The organism is Sphingomonas sp. BK481 (assembly GCF_014194875.1).
GTDB classification, from domain to species: domain Bacteria; phylum Pseudomonadota; class Alphaproteobacteria; order Sphingomonadales; family Sphingomonadaceae; genus Sphingomonas; species Sphingomonas aerolata.
The window spans coordinates 261742-277953 of record NZ_JACIAP010000005.1; the positions used below are offsets into that span (position 1 = coordinate 261742).

The window sequence follows — 16212 nt, forward strand, 5'->3', positions numbered from 1 at the left end:
CCCGTTCGTTGCACCGTCAATGCTGGCGTTCGCATTCGTCGGACACTGGTGGGCGCCCTGGCGACGACATTGCAACCCCCACGGCGCGGATCGCGGTGTACGCTACAGGTCTAGGTCGCGACATCGCACGGGATCGCGCCAGAAGCCCGGGAGCCTTTCGAGACCCCCGGTCTTCGGCCGGTCAGTAGTTTACGCGGAGCGTCGCGCCGAAGCGGCGATCGACGACCGAATAGTCGCGCGGCCGGCTGTCCAACCCGAAGAACGTCTCACGCCGCGTATTGAGCAGGTTGGTGGCATCCACAGACGCGGTGATGTTGGGCGTGACGTCGTAGCTGATCGAAGCGTCGAGCTGGCCGAACGCCCGGTCGTAGATCGGCAGATTGCCCGTCCCGCTGGCCGACGTGGTGCGGACGTAATCGTCGCGCCAGTTGTATGCGACGCGCGCCGACAGGCCGTATTTCTCGTAGATGCCGACCAGATTGTAGCTGTTCTTCGACAGCCCCTCGAGCGGCACCGAGATCGGCGCGCCGGGGATCGCACCGGCGCTCGGATTGGGCGCCTTGGAGTCCACATAGGTGTAGTTGGCCTGCACCCCGAAGCCGGACAGCGGCCCCGGCAGGAAATCGAAGAACTGCTGATAGCCGACTTCGAACCCCTTGATCTTGCCGTTCGCGCCGTTGACTGGCCGGTTGATCTGATATTGCGTGCCATCGATGACCACCGGATCGTCCACGCGCGCGATGAAGCCGTTGACCGCCTTATAGAAGGCGGCCGCGTAGACCGAGCTGGTCTTGTTGAAATACCATTCGAACGAGACGTCGAGCTGATCCGCGCGCAGCGGCTTCAGATCCGGATTACCCGACGAGCCCCGCCGGCTGACGGGATCGAACGTCAGGACCGAGTTGAGCAGGTTGTAATCTGGTCGCGTCAGGCCCTTCGACGCGGCCAGGCGCAGCTGCAGCGTCTCGGTGATCGGGAAGCGGATGTTCAGGCTCGGCAGCACCGAGGTGTAGCTGTTGGTCTGATCGATCGGAATCGTTGGACCGCCCGACGGCGTCTGGAAGCCGGCGACGTTGGTCTTGGTATTCACGATGCGCACACCGAGATTGCCGTCGAACGGCAGGATGGTCTCGGACTTGAACCGCGCAACCCAATAGCCGCCGATCGTCTGCTCCGAGACGTCGTTGCGACCGGTCGGCAGATATTCCGGAACGGCGACCTGCCCGTTGGGATAATAGGAGGCGAAGGTCTGGCGCACCGCGTTCAAATCGCCGCGGATCACGTCGAACGGCGGGATCAGGAAGCTGCCCAGCCCGGCCGCATCGCCGCGGAAGAAGTTCTTCACCGGCACGGGATTGTAATAGCCGGGGATCGCCGAGAGCGGCGTACGCGGCACGCGTGGCGTATCGAACAGGTCGACATAGCCGAACACCGGATTTTCGACGACCGCGTTCAGCTTGGTGTACCGCACACCCGCCTTGATCGACGTGAAGAAGCCGCCATCCGTCTCATATTCGACGTCCTGCCGTACCGACCATTGGTCGTTGTGGCTGCGGCTGCTGGAATCGAGGATGTAGAGATAGGAGAAGTTCGCCGGATCGGTGAGAAAGCTGGGCGACCCTGCCCCGGTCACGCCGATCACGGGCAGTTTGCCGGTAATGTCGACGCTGAGCGTGTTGGGCTGATCACTGCCAACGCCGAGCGCGAAGAACTCCGTCTTCGTCCGGCTGTCGACATAGCTGACATCCGTGGTCAGCGTGAGCTGGCTCGTCGGATTGAACTTGAGCCCGCCCGAATAGGATGCGGTCTTCGAACGGCGATCGCTGCGATAGGTATTGCCCTCGACAAACACGTTCTGGAACGTGCCGCTCTGGAACTCGCCATTCTCGTCGAACGTGAAGCTGCTCGCCGGCCCCGGCGTGATCGGCGCACCGCCGCGGCCGAACGGGTAGACGAGATAACCGACCTGGTTGAACTTGTAGTTGGCATAGTCGAACTGGCCGTAGACTTCGAGATTGTCGGCAGGCTTCCACTGGACGGCCGCGGAAATGCCGATGCGGCGGCGATCGCCGACATTGTTGAACTGGCCGACGCCGTTGGGCACGATCACCGCGTCGGCGGCATCGGCCGTGCTGCCGTTTCCGGTCCGATCGACGATGCCGGTCCGCAGCTGATAGGGTTCGATCGACAAGGCATCGGTGCGATAGGCGCCGCGCTGGAGCGATCCGTTGAGCAGGAAGCCGATCTCGCCCAGACCGGTCTGGTAGGTGTCGGTGATCAGACCCGAGAACGAGGTCTTGGTCTTGTCCGCGAGATCGTGATGCGTGACCCGCGCGCTACCGCTGATCGTCGGCTTCGAAAAGTCGAACGGCATCCGCGTGCGCAGGTTGACCGTGCCGCCCAGACCGCCCTCGATCACGTCGGCGGCGGGGTTCTTGTAGACGTCGATCCCGGCGAGCAGTTCGGAGGGAATATCCTCAAGGCTGATCGTGCGGCCGTCGCCCGCGGTGAAATAGTCGCGACCGTTCAGCTCGGTACGGACCTGGGTCAGGCCGCGGATCGCGATCCGGCTGCCCTCGCCCTGGTTACGCTCGATCTGGATGCCGCTGATCCGCTGCAGCGCCTCGGACACGTTGTTGTCGGGCAGCTTGCCGATGTCTTCTGCGACGATCGAATCGATGATCTGGCTGGCGTTGCGCTTGCGCGCCTGTGCGCTCCGAAGGCTGGCGCGGACCCCGGTGACTACGATGTCCGCATCCGCATTCGCATTCGCAACGTCGCCGCTCGGTGCGACGGTACCCGCTTGCGCGCCCTGATCGATCGGTGACGGGGCGACCTCTTCAGCCGTGTCGGGAACGATAGCGGGCGCCTGCTGGGCGCTCGCGGCTACCGTGAATGCCGAGACAATTGCGAGGGCAGATGCCCCGCTTGCCAGAGCCTTGAGCACACAAGCCGAACGGAATTTTACGCGGTTCAAACACCATCTCCCCAGGATACCGAACGGACCACCGCTCGAAATTTGTGCCGCATTTTGAGCCATGAAGCGCTCTGCGGTCGAAGTGTGGTATCGGTATCAATGGACGAATTGTCTGACAAGTCATATTTTTGGCAGAGAATTCGGTTGATCTGTAGCGCGGACCTGCAATTATACGACAAATTTGCCGCTTTGGCGAAGTTTGCGGTACCATAACGGGCACAGACCCGCGGAGAGGAATTCAATGCATATCGCCCCAGCCCGTGTCGTCACGCAGCCGTCCGACGATTCCCGAAGCACGGTATCGCCGGGCTGGTCACGCCTGATCGCGCGATTTGCCCTCGGGGTTTCGCTGGCGACGATTGCGACGAGCGGGTTCGCAGCGCCGATCGCGACGGTCGATCGCAACGGCAGCCTGGTTTCGGTCGAGGCCTATGCCCCCAACATCGTCCGCGTGACGATCGCGACCGACCGCGGGCAGGTCGACGCCCCCCCGGGCGACGGTCCCAACGCCAAGCCCAATGCCGCGGGCTGGACGCACCGCAACGACGCAGGCGCCGATATCTTCACGTCCGCCGCGCTGTCGCTTTCGGTCGATGCCAAGCCCTGGCCCAAGGCCCCCACCCAGATGGAGCGCTATTTCGCGCCATCGCTGCCGCCAGTGTCGGTGACGATCCGCAAGCCCGACGGCACGATGCTGACGCAGATGACCGGGTGGGAGATGGGGCCGCATACCGTCAACGGCGAAAAGACGTTCCGCGTCGGTGCAAGCTTCGCCTCCCCCGCCGACGAGCATTATTACGGGCTGGGCCAGAACCAGGAAGGCAAGCTCGACCTGCGCGGCCGCACGATCGACTGCCGCCATAATTACGATGCGCCCGCGGGCGAGACGGTCTGCGTGCCGTTCATGGTCACCAACAAGGGCTATGGCATCGTCTGGGACAATCCATCCTCGACCGTCGTGTCCCCCGGCCTGCACAGTGCGACGCACTGGCAGTCGGAAGTCGGCGAGCGCGTCTCGTTCTTCGTCATCACCGGCGCGACCACCGACGAGATCTATGCCGGCTACGCCACGCTGACCGGGACGACCCCGCTGCCGCCAAAGGCCGCGTTCGGGCTTATCCAAAGCAAGGCGCGGTACGAGACAGAGAAGGAACTGCTCGGCATCGCTGACGGGTATCGCAGCCGTGGCCTGCCGCTCGACATCATGGTGCTCGACTGGTTCTACTGGTCGCGCATGGGTCAGCTCGACATCGACCGCACCTATTTTCCCGATCCCAAGGGCATGAACGACAAGCTCAAGGCGATGGGGATGCACTCGATCATCAGCGTCTGGCCCCGCTTCGAAAAGGAATCGCGCTACTTCAATCTGCTGTCGAGCAAGTCCTGGCTGCTGAAGGACAAGGATGGCAACGCCGTCGACGGACTGCCGATCCGGTCCGATCGTGCCGGCGCGTTGCTCGACAGCACCAACCCCGACGCGCGCAACTGGTTCTGGGAGCGGATCCGCGACAATATCGCCAGCCAGGGCTTCGACTGGTTCTGGCTCGACGAGACCGAGCCCGATCTCGTGCCCGACGGCAGCTTCTATTCGATCGGTTCGGGCGACCGTTATCACAACGTCTTTCCGCTGCTCCACACGATGAGCGTCGCAGACGGGTCGGCACGGGATCGCCCCACCATGCGCAACCTGATCCTGTCGCGCGCCGCCTATCTCGGCGCCCAGCGCAATGGCGGGCTGTTCTGGTCGTCGGACATCAAGTCGACCTGGGAGGCGCTGCACCGGCAGGTGCCCGCCGGGCTTGGCTTCACCGCGAGCGGCATGGCCTATTGGGGCAGCGACATCGGCGGCTGGCAATGGCCGAACGGGCCCAAGGCGACCCGTCCGGTGCTGCTCGATCCGGCAGGCGCGACCGCGATGGCGCCCGACTATGCGGATTATCCCGAGCTGTTCACACGCTGGTTCGCCTATAGCGTGTTCACGCCGACCTTGCGGATCCACGGCCAGCGCCCGGCCACTGCACTCTGGGAATATGGTACCGCGGCCGAACTCGTTCTCGCGAACTTCCTGAAGCTGCGCTATTCGCTGATGCCGTACATCTATTCGCTCGGGCGCCACACCTATGAGAGCAATGCGCCGATGATGCGCGCGCTGTTCATGGATTTCCCGAACGATCCCAACGTCGCCGACATGGGCGATGAGTATATGTTCGGCCCCGCCTTCCTCGTCGCCCCCGTCACCGAACAGGGCAAGACGACCCGCCAGGTCTATCTGCCGGCCGGGGCGGACTGGTATGATTACTGGACCAACCAGCGCTTTACCGGTGGGCAGACCGTCACCGCGAACGCAGCGATCGACAGGATCCCGCTGTTCGTGCGCGCCGGGTCGATCATTCCGATGGGCGTCCAGGTCCCGAGCACCGCGACGGCGCAGTCGCTTGAGGCCATTCGCGTCTATCCCGGCGCGGATGCCAGTTTCGCGCTCTACGACGACGACGGCGTGACCAACGACTATCGGACCAAGGGCGGCCGCAAGGCGACCCTCCGCTGGGACGACAAGACCCGGCGCCTGACCGCGTCGGGCAAGCTGCCGACCGGGCAGGACGCCGGATCCCTGGTCCAGATCGTGGCACCGAAGTGATCGGTATCCCCGCTACCGCACGGCTCTGGTCCGGGTTGCCGACGGCTGCGCATCCCAGGACGCTGCGTGCGTCCTCTGCCGGCGCGGCCGTCGGATTCGTTGCGACCCCGTGAGCATCGATCTCAGCCGTCGTTCGGTTCTCGCCGGCATCGCCGCACTCGGGCCCGCAACGCACGCACTCGCGCAAAGCCCGATGGGGCTGGCGCGCGGCCCGGTGCAGCCGACCTGGCAATCGCTGGTCGATCACTATCGCTACCCCGAATGGTTCCGCGATGCGAAGCTTGGCCTGTGGTCGCATTGGGGCCCGCAATCGGTGCCCGAGCAAGGCGACTGGTATGGGCGCTTCATGTATATGCAGGGCCATCCGGCGTACGAACATCACCTCAAGACCTATGGCCATCCGACCCGATCGGGGATGATGGAGGTGATGAACCGCTGGACCGCGGCGCGCTGGGATCCCGATGCGCTGATCGCCCGCTATGCCAGGGCCGGCGCGAAATATTTCGTCTCGCTCGCCAATCATCACGACAATCTCGACTGCTACGACAGTCGCTATCACGCCTGGAATTCACTCCGCGTCGGGCCGAAGCGCGACGTCGTCGGCATCTGGGAAAAGGCCGCGCGCAAGGCCGGGCTGAAGTTCGGTGTCTCGAACCATGCGGCGCATAGCTGGCACTGGTATCAGACCGCCTATGGCTATGATCCGGTCGGGCCGCGCGAGGGACAGCGCTACGACGCGTTCACGCTCCGCGCCGCCGATGGCCACGGTACATGGTGGGACGGGTTAGATCCGCAGCAGCTCTATACGGGCGCGCACGCGGTCCTGCCGAACGGAATCGACACCATTGCGGCGATGAACGCATGGCACGATGCGCATGACGGCCAGTGGATCGAGACGCCGCCGCCGAACGACCCGTCCTATGCCGCGAAATGGCTGCTGCGGCAGACCGACCTGATCGACAAGTACAAGCCGGACTTCTGCTATTTCGACGATTACGAGCTGCCGTTCGGCCCGATCGGGCTGCAGGCGGCGGCGGACTACTATAATCGGTCGATCGCCTGGCACGGCAAGATCGATGTCGTGCTGACCGCCAAGCAGTTGAAGCCCTATGCCCGGTTTGGCCTGGTGCAGGACGTCGAACGCGGCTTCACCGACCATCTGTGGGACGAGCCGTGGCAGACCGATACATGTATCGGCGACTGGTTCTACAATGTCGCGCGCCTGAACGACAAAAGCTACAAGACCGCCGAGCAGGTCATCCAGCGGCTTGCCGACGTGGTGTCGAAGAACGGCAATCTGCTGCTCTCGATCCCGCAGCCCGGGGACGGCTCGATCGACGGCGAGGAGGAAAAGATCCTCGACGGCATGAGCCGCTGGATTGCGATCAACGACGAGGCGATCTTCGGCTCGCAACCGTGGCGGATCTACGGCGAAGGCCCGACCAAGCTGCAGACGGGGATGCAGAACGAGCAGTCTGCGGGGGTGTTCACGCCGCGCGACGTGCGCTTCACCACGAACAAGGGCGCGCTCTATGCGCTGTTCCTCGGCTGGCCACGCGGCGACGTGACGATCGAGGCCCTTGCACGCCACCGCTTCGCCGACGGCGTCGTCGAGCGCGTCACGTTGCTCGGCGGCGACCGCATAGCGCACCGCCGCGACCCGCACGGCCTGCATTTCGCAATGCCTGCCGACCGCGGTGACGGCTTCGTTCCGGTCGTGAAAATCGAGGGCCGCGGCCTGGTCTAGGGCGTCGGGTTTTTCGGGGCTCGGCCATTGCTCCCCCTCGTGCGGACGTTCGAAGATCGAATACGCGGTCGCCACCAGCTTCCCAGCCAGGTATATCCGGAGAAACCTGGGTAGCGCAGCGCCAAACGTCTTGGCGGAGCGGGATGAAAGGATGACGAGGGGTGAGCAATCTGGACTGGGCGCGCCCGCTTGCCGAGCGTGCGCGGGTGGACTCAGCAACGTTCGAAGCCGAAATCCTCAACCGTGGTGAGCCGGTAGTCCTGCGTGGTCAAGTCTCCGCCTGGCCGTCCGTCGAGGCGGCACGCGGCGATGCCCGGAGCGCGGCGCAATACATGGAGAAGTTCGACGGTGGTGTCCCTGTGCAGGTGATGGCGGGGCGGCCCGAGATACAGGGCCGCTTCTTCTACGACGATGCCGTCCAGGGCTTCAACTTCAACCGTCAGATGGTTCCGTTGCGGTTGCTGCTGTCGGAATTGCTTCGTTTTGAAAATGATCCTGCAGCGCCCGTTCTCTATGCTGGGTCTGCGCCGACAGGACAGCTCCTGCCCGGCTGGAGCGAGGCAAACCCGCTCGACCTGACGCTACCGGGCGCGAAGGCGCGGGTGTGGATCGGCAACGCGACGCGGATTTCGACGCATTACGACGGATCGGCAAACCTGGCGTGCGTCGTGGCGGGCCGTCGCCGCTTCGTCCTGTTCCCGCCCGAACAGCTCGAAAATCTCTATGTCGGGCCGCTCGATCATACGATGGCGGGGCAGCCGGCGAGCATGGTCGACCCCGATGAACCCGACCTGGAACGCTACCCGCGCTTTGCCGAGGCGATGCGCCATGCGCGGGTCGCGGACCTTGGGCCGGGCGACGCGATCTTCATTCCGGCACTGTGGTGGCACAATGTGCGCTCGTACGAGCCGCTCAACATATTGGTGAATTATTGGGCCGAAGGGACCGAGGCGACGAGTCCGTTTACCGCGATGATCCATGCGCTGGTGGCGGTACGCGACCTACCGCCGCGCGAGCGCGCGGTATGGTGGAAATGGTTCGATCATTATGCGTTCGACGACGCGGCCGACCGGGTTGCCGATCACCTGCCCGAGGCAGCACGCGGCGTGCTCGGGGCGGCGTCGCCGTCGCGGACGGATCGCATCAAGCAGTATCTGCTCCACGCACTAGGCGCGCGATAAGCCCTCCCGGCGTCACCTCTGCCGGCCCGACATCAAGCCGCAGGACGACCAATCTGGTCGAGGAACTGCTGGTGCGAGGGCATACGGTCGACCGCCAGCCGCATCGCATTTGCGATGTGCGCCATGCGCTTGTCGAGTTCGTCTTCGGGCAGCAGATCGGCGAGCGGGTGGTAGCGTCTGGGAACAAGGCCCTGCCCGTGCATGACCGCGAGCCAGCTCGTCTCGCTGAACAGTTCATTGTCATGGCGATATAGCCGACCATTCTCGCGAAATATCGCGATGCGCTCTTCGAGAGACGTGGGCAAAGCCATGCTCCGGCAGTAGCGCCACAGCGGCGAATCATCGCGGGTCGTGGTGGCATAATGCAGGATGATGAAGTCGCGCACCTGCTCATATTCGACACGCGTGCGGCGGTTATAATAGTCGATGTCGTGCTGGTTGAAACGCCGATCCGGGAAGTTGGTCAGCAGGCGCGCAATTGCCGACTGGATCAGGTGGATCGACGTCGATTCGAGCGGTTCGAGAAAGCCGCTCGCCAGACCGAGCGCCACGACGTTGCGGTCCCAGGCCTTGTGACGGATGCCGGCCTTGAACTTCAGGAAGTTGGGCTCCGACAGAGGATCACCGTCGAGCGCGGCGTTCAGACCGTCGAGCGCTGCATCGTCGCTCAGGTGATCGGAGCAGTAGACGAAGCCGTTGCCGGTGCGGGACTGGAGTGGGATGCGCCATTGCCAGCCCGCCGCCTTGGCGGTGGCGCGGGTGAACGGAAGCGGGTCGGCGGTCCGGCGACAGGCGCGCGCCACCGCGCGATCGCAGGGCAGCCAATGGCTCCAGTCCTCGAAGCCGGCGCCAAGCGCCTCGCTGATCAGGAGGCCGCGAAAGCCCGAACAGTCGATGAACAGGTCGCCCGCAACGCGGCTGCCGTCCTCCAGTGTCACCGCCTGGACATGACCATTGCCGCTTTCGAGGGCGACATCGACGATACGCCCTTCGGTGCGCCGTACGCCACTGGCCTCGGCCCGCTCGCGCAGGTAGCGGGCGTAGAGCGAGGCGTCGAACTGGAACGCGTAACTGATCGTCCCGAGCGGCGAGCCGGCGCGGCTGTGGTCGGGTGAAGACGGGCGCGGTGGTGACGCAGGGGAAACTGTGACGGAAAGGCCGGGAATGCAGGCGTTTGTTCGGCCGCATCTCCAGGTCAAAGCCCCCCCTGCCGAACGACCGCTCAGACAGTCGGCTCGCCGGTGAGATACGGATCGACCGGCACCTCCGCCGGAACCGATACCCGCGGCACCGCCCTTGACGCTGCGGCAGTGAGCCATTCGTCGCCGCCGTCCCTGCGCCGCGTTGAGCCGTCGCCGCGTGTCGAGACGTGCCCGTAGATCGGTCGCTCGCGATCCGATGGCGAGCCCGCGAACATCGCGGCGATGTTGCTGTAGGTCGACGGGTCGCGACCGTCGAGGCTGAGCCGGTCGTTGAGATAGCAGGCTGTGGACCATGCCGCTTCCGGGCTGGGCGTCATCGCGATGATGCGTTTGCCCCAATACATCCGCAGGTTGTTGTGCATCCAGCCGTCGACGAGGAACTGCTTCTGGCAGGCATTCCACGTCTCGTCGCGCGTCTCGCCGTGAAGCATCGCGCTCAATGTCTCCAATTCGGGTCGGGGATCGGCGGCATGCTCTGCGAGCGTGTCGACTGCCCAGCCGGCGACGCGGTCGTAGCGCTCCGGCGCGGCAAGATCCCGCGCCTGGTAGTGGAACCACTCGCGCCATCCGAGAAGCTCGTCGGCGAACTTTGCCTTGTGCCTGCTACCTGCATCAGCCGCGGCGACTGCGGCCATCACCTCGCGCGGGCCCAGCACACCAAAGTGCAGATAGGGCGACAATCCGCTGGCGCCGTCCGCGCGCGTGGCGTCGTTGCGCGCTGCGGCATAGCCGGGCAGCACCTCGGTCACCAGCCGCCGCAGCCGTTCCTCTGCCGCGCTCCGGCCAGCCGGGTGCAGGTCGCTGACCGGCACCGTATGATCGATCGCGAGACTGGTCACCAGCGCGTCGAGATCGCATGTGTCCAACCTGTCCGGCGTGAAGGGCAGCGTCCCGGCGTAAGCGGGCTGTTCCGGCACCGCCTCCTCCGTCTCCACCCAATTGGAGCGCTCGGGTTCGTGGCGTCGCAGGAACCCCGATCGTCCACGGATGTCGCCGCCCAGCACGGCCGGGGGTACCAGGCACGCAGCCTCGACTGCGTAGACCGGCGCCGCGGCGCGGGCGGCCACCCGCTCGGACTGCCAGCGGGCGACGAAGGTCGGCTGGTCCTCGACCAGGATCGCCGCCGCATCGGCGCCAAGCCGGTGCACGAGACCTTTTTCGCGGTGCCCAGCCCGATCTACGTGCTGAACGCACGCTAGACCACGCCTCCGGCATCCTGCGCCGAGATCTCGGCTCGCCGCCAGGATGAAGTGGTGCAGCCGGTCGGAGGCATAGGGATAATCCTCGCGCACGCCGTGGTACACCAAGACCGGCAAACCGAGCGCGTTGCCGAGCATAATGCTCGCATCAATCACCGGATTGTCGCGCGCCCGCAGTGCCTGTTGCAGCCAGCACAGGACGTATCGGCCGCTAGCGTTCACCGCGCGGTCGTTCAGCGTCCGCACGCGCGGCGCTTCTCGCCAGTCGCGAAGGCCGGCAAGCAGGACGGCGGTCACCATCCCATGCTGCCCGGTATGCCCTTGAACGGCCCGACAAGCTCTGACGTGATCCACCCGCCGTAAAACCCGCCGGGCTGCGGAACCACCTGCTCGCCGTCCACTGTGCATCTATCGAGCGGACCGGCGTAGAAGGCGACATGGTCGCGCAATACCGCAAAGGCCGGCATCGGCTCCGGATAGCTCCACGCCACGTCGCGCAGCACTTCGCCACCGATCGCCAGGTGCCAGTAGACGGCGTGGCCCTTCCACTCGCAGAACGAGCGTCGCTCCGAACGGCGAAGCAGGCCTGGGCTCAGAGCGCCGGGCGGCAGGTACCAGCTGGGCGGATGACTGGTCTCCAGCGTGCGGACAGCGCGGCGCGTATCGGCGACGAGGACACCGCGATGCTCGATACGGATCCACCGCTCGCTCGCTTCGGCAACGGGAGGGCGGGGAAAGCGCCACACGCTCTCCTGGCCGGGCGCGAGTGAAGGATCGCGGTCGGTCTCGCTCACCGGCGACGACCGAGCCAGATGCCGATACCCGCAAGGCCGAGCACCGCGATACCGGACGTCGCAGCGGCGACCTTGCGCCGCCGGTCCGGATCGCGCCGGCCGCCATCCGGGCCGGCGGGGACGCCCGGCTCGAACAATACCCCGTCGCTGTCGTCGCCGTCGGGTGCGCGGGCTGACCAGGTGTCGAGGAAGCCGCTCAGGATCGCCGCCAGCAGGTTCGGTGCCGCGAACTCCCCCAGCTTGAAGGCGATCGCCGGCGCGCCGACTGCGGTGAGATTGCGGGGTCGCGTGGCGAGCCCCACGACGGCCTTCGCAACCGTCTCGGGTGCGAGCGAACCCGGCGGCAACGCGAGCCGTGAGCCCGTATAGTTGCCGGCGTGGTCGACGCCGGGTGTGTCGACGAAGGTCGGACAGACGTCGCATATATGGATGTGCGGGCGCTTTGACACCTCGCCGCGGAGTGCCGCACTGAACCCGCGCAACCCGAACTTGCTCGCCGAATAGGCTGCCGCATACGGCGTGGCGACGAAGCCGCCAGCAGATATCATGTTGACCCAGGTGCCGCGATCCTGCGCCAGGAAGATCGGCAGCACCGCGTGCACATCATTCATGTGAGCGACGAGGTTCACGTCGACGACGCGGGCATGGTCTGCGATCGGCACGTCCTCGTACCGGCCGAGCACGCCAACGCCTTCGCAGCTGAACCACAGGTCGATGCCACCGAGAAGGTCGCGGGCCTCGGCAGCGAATGTCGCCACCGCGGCTGCATCGGTACAGTCGACGGGCCGGACGATCGCGTTGCCGCCCGCCGCGGCACAGCGACTAGCGATGTCGTCCAGCCCTTCCCTGCCGCGGGCGCCCAGAACGACCCGTGCGCCCGCCGCCGCGAAGGCCACCGCCGTAGCCGCGCCGATACCGCTCGATGCACCGGTGATCACCACCCGGTGTCCAGCGAGTGGTTGGTCCGCGCTCATCGGATCTTGCTCGGGGGGCTTAGCCGCACAGCGTCGGCGGGAGGACGCTGTCGCATCGGAGGGGCTGGCCTGTCATCATGCATAGCCCCTCAACGTTCTGAAGGCGCTGCGGTGTCCCACGAGCGCCGCAGAACCCATCTCACCGTATCGGGCTCGAGCTTCGAGAGGTGCTCTCACTACGGACTGCCGGCCGATTTGAACGCGACGCAGGTGCGTGCGTTGGTGTTGCTTGAGACGGGGCGCGCGCCCTTGGAACGCTAGGACACGAGATGGCAAAGCCCTTTACGATTGCAGTACCCGACGAGCGGCTCGCCGGCATCAACACCAAAGTCGCAGCGTTCGACTGGGGCGCGCTGCCGGACGCCGGAAGCTGGACGTCAGGGGTCGGCCTCGCGGATCTCAAGCGGCTCGTGGACCATTGGCGCATGCGGTTCGACTGGCGCGCACAGGAACGTCGGCTGAATGCTCTACCCCAGTTCACGACGGAGGTGCTGGGCGAAAAGCTTCATTTCATCCATGCGCGGGGCGATGGGTCGCGCGCACCCCTGCTCCTGCTGCATGGCTGGCCGGGCTCGTTCATGGAATTCGAGGCGCTCATCGCGCCATTGGTCGCCGACGGCCATGACGTCGTCGTACCCTCGCTTCCGGGCTACGCCTTTTCCGGGCGCCCTGCCGCGCCGATCGGACCGCGCCGGACGGGCGAGTTGATGCACGGTCTGATGACCGAGCTTTTCGGTGATGCCCGCTATCTGGTGCAAGGTGGTGACTGGGGCGCGGCGATCGGGAGCTGGATGGCGCACGATCATCCCGAAGCCGTGGCCGCGCTGCACCTAAACATGGTTCTCCTTCAGGCGGCGGACATATCGCCGAAGACGCCCGACGAACTCGCTTGGGCGGCCCGACGTGCTACCCTGGCCAAAGAGGAGACCGGCTACGCGCACGAACAAGGCACGCGTCCGCAGACGCTCGGCATTGCCATGTCGGACAGCCCCGTCGGCGTTGCAGCCTGGATTCTGGAGAAGTTCGGCGCTTGGGCGGACGTGCCGCGTGATGAACAGGGTCGGCCCGATCTCTGGCAGGCGTTCGATGAAGATACGCTCCTCACCAACATCATGCTGTACCTCGTCGAGGGGTCCTTCATCACGTCCACCTGGATGTATCGCGGCCGTATGCTGGAGGGTTCGGGCGAACTTCCGGCAGGCAGCCGTATCAAGGTGCCGACCGGCGTCGCAGCCTTCCCCGATCCCGTCTTCCCGCCGCCCCCGCGCTCGCAGGCGCGTAAGACCTACAACATCGTCCACTGGAGCGAGATGAAGGCAGGTGGCCATTTCGCGGCGCTCGAACAGCCCGGTCTCCTGCTGGCGGATATGCGACGCTTCTTTGCCGACCAGGCGTCCTCGAAGGGGCGCAGACGGCGTCGGATCGCCGGCGCGGCGGGTGTTGTCGGCGTTGCCGCCCTTGGATTTTGGAGGTTGGCGGATAGTCATCGACGCCCGGACGATACCCAAGCCCGGCATCGCGCGACCTACCCGCCACTGGATGTCCCGAAAGCTTTTGCCGAGGGCGTCTGGATCGTCGACAGCGGACCAATAAACGCGATGGGGCTGGCGCTGCCCGTGCGCATGACGATCGTCCGCCTCGAAAACGGCGATCTGCTGCTGCATTCGCCGACCCCCTATTCGGCCGCGCTGGCCAAGGCGGTCGAAGCGCTGGGCCGGGTACGGCATCTCGTTGCCCCCAACATCGCGCACTGGACCTACGTTGCCGATTGGCAACGGGCCTATCCGGATGCGACCACCTGGGCTGCGCCAGGACTGCGGGACCGGGCACAGGTCTGCGCATCGGCGGTGCGGTTCGATGCCGAACTCGGTGGAACGGCCCCGGCCGAATGGTCGGACACGCTTGATCAAGGCATGGTGCCGGCAGGGGCTGGCTTCAACGAGATTTGGTTCTTCCACCGGCAGACCAAGACGCTCGTGCTCGTCGACCTCATCGAAAACCTCGATGCTGACAAGCTGCCGCCTGTCACGCGGCTATTGATGCAGGCCTCCGCCGCCACGGACGGCACGACCGCACGATACCTTCGGCTACCAGTACGGCTAGGCGGCGCGGACGCTCGAAAGGCGGTGCGAGCGATCGTGGCGCTCGAACCTGACCGGGTGATCTTCGCTCATGGTCAGCCGTTCGACACCAATGGTGCCGCACGACTGAAGCGTGCTTTCGAATGGCTGATCTAGGCGGGCCTTAGGGCAGCTTCCGTGCCTAACTGCAGCGCTGCATCACGCACCTGCCCGACGCGATCGAGGCAGTTCAGAAGAGTGATGCACGCTGCGCCGAAACGGTTTGCGCGTTGCGCATCGAAGACGTTTACAAGGAGTCACCAATGTCGTTTCCCCGTCCGTACGTCGCGTCCCCGCTCCGGTATGACAGCGGCATGCCCTATCGACGCACCGGCCGAAGCGGGCTGAGGCTGCCGGCAATCAGCCTGGGGCTGTGGCAGAACTTCGGCGGACAGGATGTGTTCGAGACGGGGCGAGCCATCCTGCGGCGGGCATTCGATCGTGGCGTGACCCACTTCGATCTCGCCAACAATTACGGCCCGCCCTATGGTTCGGCGGAAGAGAATTTCGGTCGCGTCCTCGCCTCTGATTTCGTGGCCCATCGCGACGAACTCATCATTTCGACCAAGGCGGGTTGGGACATGTGGCCCGGACCGTATGGCGATGTCGGTTCATCCAAAAAATACCTGATTGCAAGTTGCGACCAGAGCCTCAAGCGGATGGGCCTCGACTATGTCGACATCTTCTATTCGCATCGGGTGGATGCCGCGACCCCGCTCGAGGAGACGATGGGCGCGCTGGTGCAGCTCCATCGACAGGGCAAGGCACTGTATGTCGGCATCTCCTCCTACGAGCCGGGGCTGACCCGCCGCGCGGCCGAGATCCTGGCCGCGGAAAAGGTGCCGCTGTTCATCCACCAGCCCAGCTATTCGATCCTGAACCGGTGGATCGAGCGCGACCTGCTGGCGACGCTGGAGGAGTTGGGGGTCGGCTGCATTGCGTTCTCACCCTTGGCGCAGGGCATGCTGACGAACAAATACCTCCAGGGCGTCCCGCAGGATGCGCGAGCAACCCGTGACGGGTCGCTGTCGCAGGCCTTGCTCACGGATCAGAACCTTGCTGCCATCCGTACCCTGAACGATATCGCGGGTGAGCGCGGACAAACCCTGGCCCAGATGGCGATCGCGTGGGTCTTGCGCGACCCGCGCGTCACGTCGGCGCTGATCGGCGCCCGCACGGTCGAACAGCTCGACGACTCGCTGGACTCGGTGAAGACGCTCGACTTCTCCGCCGACGAACTCACCGCGATCGACAACGCGGCCGACGATGGCGGCGTCAATCTCTGGTCGGGATCGTCTGACATCATTGCTCTGCCGGCAGCGCAAGGAGTGCCCGCCTGAACAACGGCCAGGACGACCGCTTTCGGGACATTCCAGGCGG

The 16212-nt window shown here is 65.2% G+C and carries 10 protein-coding genes; 5 read left to right on the forward strand and 5 right to left on the reverse strand.

Annotated elements, in window-relative coordinates; translation table 11 throughout:
- Positions 1-181: 181 nt before the first annotated feature.
- A complete protein-coding gene (locus FHY04_RS12265; protein WP_221211755.1) occupies positions 182-2947 on the reverse strand; it encodes a TonB-dependent receptor in 2766 nt (921 codons plus the stop codon).
- Between the two features lie 271 nt (positions 2948-3218).
- Here FHY04_RS12265 and FHY04_RS12270 point away from each other — a divergent pair, with 271 nt between their 5' ends.
- The 3 genes from FHY04_RS12270 (at position 3219) to FHY04_RS12280 (ending at position 8543) form a co-directional block, all read left to right on the forward strand.
- Positions 3219-5615 (forward strand): TIM-barrel domain-containing protein, encoded by a 2397-nt coding sequence (locus FHY04_RS12270; protein ID WP_183936609.1) that lies wholly within the window; start codon positions 3219-3221, stop codon positions 5613-5615.
- A 115-nt stretch (positions 5616-5730) separates the two neighbouring features.
- A complete protein-coding gene (locus tag FHY04_RS12275) occupies positions 5731-7362 on the forward strand; it encodes an alpha-L-fucosidase (protein WP_311724759.1) in 1632 nt (543 codons plus the stop codon).
- A gap of 161 nt (positions 7363-7523) precedes the next feature.
- Complete coding sequence (locus FHY04_RS12280) at positions 7524-8543, forward strand: cupin-like domain-containing protein (RefSeq protein ID WP_311724692.1); 1020 nt, start codon at positions 7524-7526, stop codon at positions 8541-8543.
- 32 nt (positions 8544-8575) lie between these two features.
- Here FHY04_RS12280 and FHY04_RS12285 read toward each other — a convergent pair whose 3' ends face one another.
- From FHY04_RS12285 to FHY04_RS12300, 4 genes are read right to left on the reverse strand one after another with little or no spacing between them, the layout of a single operon-like run.
- Positions 8576-9742, reverse strand: a complete 1167-nt coding sequence (locus FHY04_RS12285) for a tryptophan halogenase family protein (RefSeq protein ID WP_260171481.1) — start codon at positions 9740-9742, stop codon at positions 8576-8578.
- A gap of 23 nt (positions 9743-9765) precedes the next feature.
- A complete protein-coding gene (locus FHY04_RS12290) occupies positions 9766-11244 on the reverse strand; it encodes a deoxyribodipyrimidine photo-lyase (protein ID WP_183936611.1) in 1479 nt (492 codons plus the stop codon).
- Positions 11238-11738 carry a DUF427 domain-containing protein gene (locus tag FHY04_RS12295; RefSeq protein WP_183936612.1) on the reverse strand — a complete coding sequence of 167 codons (501 nt, stop codon included), beginning with the start codon at positions 11736-11738 and terminating at the stop codon, positions 11238-11240. The genes FHY04_RS12290 and FHY04_RS12295 overlap by 7 nt, the downstream gene beginning before the upstream one ends.
- Positions 11735-12712, reverse strand: coding sequence for an SDR family oxidoreductase (locus FHY04_RS12300; protein ID WP_183936613.1), 978 nt, complete (start codon positions 12710-12712; stop codon positions 11735-11737). Before FHY04_RS12300 ends, FHY04_RS12295 begins: the two co-directional genes overlap by 4 nt.
- Positions 12713-12981: 269 nt before the next feature.
- Here FHY04_RS12300 and FHY04_RS12305 point away from each other — a divergent pair, with 269 nt between their 5' ends.
- Positions 12982-14949, forward strand: coding sequence for an alpha/beta fold hydrolase (locus FHY04_RS12305; protein ID WP_183936614.1), 1968 nt, complete (start codon positions 12982-12984; stop codon positions 14947-14949).
- Positions 14950-15095: 146 nt separating this feature from the next.
- Positions 15096-16172 carry an L-glyceraldehyde 3-phosphate reductase gene (gene mgrA / locus FHY04_RS12310; RefSeq protein ID WP_183936615.1) on the forward strand — a complete coding sequence of 359 codons (1077 nt, stop codon included), beginning with the start codon at positions 15096-15098 and terminating at the stop codon, positions 16170-16172.
- Positions 16173-16212 lie beyond the last annotated feature (40 nt).